Source organism: Streptomyces chiangmaiensis (assembly GCF_036281785.1).
Classification (GTDB): domain Bacteria; phylum Actinomycetota; class Actinomycetes; order Streptomycetales; family Streptomycetaceae; genus Streptomyces; species Streptomyces chiangmaiensis.
Window position 1 is genome coordinate 1 of the sequence record NZ_JAYWVC010000405.1, and the last position, 3,797, is coordinate 3,797.

Consider the following 3,797-nt stretch of genomic DNA (forward strand, 5'->3'; position numbering starts at 1 on the left):
GGCTTGTGCGGGGAGACGCCGTACGCGCCACGGGAAGCGGCGTGGATCTCGCGTATACGATCGGCCAACTTCCTCGGTGCACTGTCGTTCGGCGACGGCCGGCCGCGCGGCGAGCCACAAGTAGTAGGCGGAGCGGTTGATGCCCAGAACGCGGCACAGCCGCGCGACGCTGTAGCCATCGGGGTTCGCCTCGGTGACCTTCCCCGCATCGATGAAGAGGCACACAGTGCCTACTTCACGATCTCCTTCGCGAAGAAGGCCGCGGCTTTTACCAAGATCTCGTTCGCCTTCTTGACCTCGGCCAGCTCGCGGCGAACGCGACGCAACTCCTCGCGCTCATCCGTCGTCAGCGCGCCTGCCGGCCCCTCGCCCCGGTCGGTCCAGTCCTGCTTGACCCAGCCCCGCAGCCCCTCGGGGCTCACTCGCAGCTCCCGGGCGATCTCGGTGACGTTCCGATGCAGCGAGGACCGGACGAGCGCGATCGCGTCCCGCTTGAACTCGGCCGTGTACCGCTTGCTCACATTGCTCTTGCCACTCACTATCTGGACCGCTTCCTCCGGGACTCAACCGTCCCAGTATCAGGCTGTCCAGTTCAGTGGAGGAACTTCAGGGTGGCCATTTTGTGGGCCTGGGCAGACAATGCGGATGCGGCGTCTTTAAGGTGCGGCCGCACACTGACGCAGCGCGTCGGTTGCGGATCGCGCGCTCGGGCCCTTGGGCGAGGTTCGAGGAGGCCGGTGACCCGCTGGAGCGAGAGCGGGCCGCATGCGTCATGGAGCCGACATGGTGGACAACCCGGTCGATGTTCTCACCCCGGATCCGGGTGAATCGTCGATGGCCGTTTCTGAGCGGGTCCTTGCCGAGGTTCTGGCTGAGATCGTACGGGTCGACCGGGTCTCGGTCGACAGCAACTTCTTCAGCGATCTGGGCGCGGACTCCATGGTCATGGCCCATTTCTGTGCGCGGCTCAGAAAACGGGACGATGCGCCGTCGGTGTCGATGAAGGACGTCTACCGGTATCCGACCGTCAGGAACCTGGCGGCAGCCCTGACCGATACCGCGTCGCCAGCACCTGGGCTCTCCCCGCCGCTGGTCGCGGCGCCCCGCAGGCAACCACCATCCCCTATCTCCGGCGCGTCGCACTACGTAGTGTGCGGCGCGCTGCAGTTGCTGCTCTTTCTGGCCTACATTTACGTGGTGGCCGTGGTCCTCGCCGAGAGTACGGAGTGGATCGCCGGCGGTGTCGGCCTGCTCGGCACCTATCTGCGAGCAGTGCTGTTGGGTGCCGCGGTCTTCCTCGGCGCCTCCATGCTGCCGGTGGTGGCCAAGTGGGTGCTGATCGGCCGGTGGCGGCCCCAGCGGATCCGTATCTGGAGCCTGGCGTACTTCCGATTCTGGTGCGTCAAGACGCTTATCCGCTCCAGCCCGCTCGTTCTGTTCGTCGGCTCGCCGCTCTACCCCCTCTATCTGCGGGCACTCGGCGCGAAGATCGGACGCCGCGTCAGCGTCTTCTCCCGGCACGTCCCGGTGTGCACGGACCTGCTCACCATCGGTGACGGCTCGGTGGTCCGGAAAGACACCTACCTCAACTGCTACCGGGCCGAATCGGGGGTGATCCGGATCGGGCCTGTCACACTCGGCAAGGACGTCCTCGTGGGCGAGATGACGGTGCTCGACATCGACACCGCCATGGGTGACCGGACCCAGCTCGGCCACGCCTCCTCGCTGCACGCCGGCCAGGTGGTCCCCGACGGAGAGCGCTGGCACGGGTCGCCGGCCCAGCCCACCGAGGTGGATTACCGCCGGGTCGGCCCCGCCCGTTGCGGTAGCGCTCGCAGGGCCCTGTACTCGGTGGCCCAGGTGCTGGCGGCACTCTTCCTCTTTATCCCGCTGGTCGTCGCCGGCGTGGTGATTCTGATGGCGGCCGTCCCGCAGCTGGCCTCGATCCTTCAGCCCGGGCCCGCGGCGCTGACGGGCTGGACGTTCTACGCCAACGCCTTGGCCGGCTCGGCGATCTTCCTGTTCGGGGCGGTGGTCTTGGGTGTCCTGCTCTCGGTGACGGTTCCCCGCGTGCTGAACCTCATCCTCAAGCCGGGCATCGTCTACCCCTTGTACGGGGTGCGGTACGCGGTCCACCGGGCCATCGTCCTCTTCACCAACCGGCGCTTTTTCACCATCCTGTTCGGCGACAGCTCGGGCATCGTCCACTACCTGCTGGGCCTGGGCTACAAGCTCTCCCCCGTCGAGCAGACGGGCTCCAACTTCGGCATGGCGGTCAAGCACGACGTCCCCTACCTGAGCTGTGTCGGCCAGGGCACGATGGTGGCCGACGGGCTGTCAATCATCAACGCCGACTTCTCCCCCTCCTCCTTCAGGGTGTCGCCGGTGACCATCGGCCCGCACAACTTCGTCGGCAATTACGTCGCCTACCCCGCACAGGGCAGGACCGGCGACAACTGCCTGCTGGCGACCAAGGTCATGGTCCCCCTCGACGGAGCGATCCGAGAAAACGTCGGGCTTTTGGGCTCGCCCAGCTTCCAAATCCCGCGCACGGTCCTCCGGGACAGCAGATTCGACCACCTCAAGGACGGCGAGATCTTCCGTCACCGCCTCGCCGCCAAGACCAAGCACAACGCCCTCACCATGGGCGTGCACCTGTTCTCGCGGTGGCTGTACTTCTTCTGCGTGACGGTGCTCGCATCGGCCGCCGTCGACCTCTACCACGCCCTCGGCGCAGCGGTGATCGCTCTGGCCGGCATCCTGACGCTGCTGTGCGCCATCGCCTACATGCTGCTCACCGAACGTGCCACCGCAGGCCGTGGCGGCCTGCGACCGCTGTACTGCTCGATCTACGAGCAACCCTTCTGGCGGCACGAGCGGTACTGGAAGATCACCACCCCGACCGAGGCGATCGCCGTCTTCAACGGCACCCCGTACAAGAGCCTCATCTGGCGACTGCTCGGCACCCGTATCGGCAGCCACGTTTTCGACGACGGATGCTTCATCCCCGAACGCTCCCTCGTCACCATCGGCAACGACTGCACCCTCAACGAAGGCAGCAGGATCCAGTGCCACTCGCAGGAGGACGGCACTTTCAAATCGGACCGCACCACCCTCGGCAACGGCTGCACCATCGGCGTCAACAGCCTCGTCCACTACGGCGTCACGATGGGCGACACCTCCACACTCGCCCCCGACTCCTTCCTCATGAAAGGCGAGCAAGTCCCAACCCACGCATACTGGGCAGGCAACCCCGCCCGCGAGACGCCCACCTGCCCGCCCGCCGGATAACCGATCTGGGGTCACCACAGCCACACCCCTCCGGCACCGCGCCACACCGGCTCAAGTCACGTGTGGATGGGGCGTCCGGGGTCTGCTCCGCAGCGCTGCGTGCTGCGTCAGATGCCCCTCCTACCAGACAGGCTCGTCCGTACGCAGCTGCCCGCCACGACCGCTACCTCGGGCACTCGCTCGACAATGGAATCCCAACCACCGGACAGGTAGACGCAGTACGCAGCGCAAGACTGTGCGTGCCGAGAATCTCGTCCGTGCAGGTCATCCGGCTTGCGACCGCTGGTGACCGTGTTGAATGCCTTCGCCGCGCTCCGACTGCTCCCGATGAGCGACCGCGCCAAGGACGCCGAGATCCTGGGCCCTACGCCACCAGTTCACCAAATACCTCCGAGGACGCCCCGGCCTTCAGGCCAGGGAGGAATCGGACCCCTGCGGAGCAGGGCAGGAAACAGGGTTTCGCCCCCAGGGAGAAAGACCGCCCACATGAGCGGGTAAGGTGCGCG

Annotated in this window: 2 protein-coding genes; one reads left to right on the forward strand and one right to left on the reverse strand. The window is 66.4% G+C overall.

Going from position 1 to position 3,797, the window contains the following annotated elements; all coding sequences use genetic code 11:
- Positions 1 to 230: 230 nt before the first annotated feature.
- The gene (locus tag VXC91_RS43345; protein WP_329512852.1) at positions 231 to 539 is read right to left on the reverse strand and encodes a transposase; all 309 of its coding nucleotides are present in this window, start codon (positions 537 to 539) and stop codon (positions 231 to 233) included.
- 244 nt (positions 540 to 783) lie between these two features.
- Here VXC91_RS43345 and VXC91_RS43350 point away from each other — a divergent pair, with 244 nt between their 5' ends.
- Positions 784 to 3,291, forward strand: coding sequence for a Pls/PosA family non-ribosomal peptide synthetase (locus VXC91_RS43350; RefSeq protein WP_329512853.1), 2,508 nt, complete (start codon positions 784 to 786; stop codon positions 3,289 to 3,291).
- Positions 3,292 to 3,797: the final 506 nt, after the last annotated feature.

Excerpts from the sequence above, each read along its gene's own strand:
- VXC91_RS43350 (WP_329512853.1), top strand. The coding sequence starts at position 784 with ATGGTGGACAACCCGGTCGATGTTCTCACCCCGGATCCGGGTGAATCG.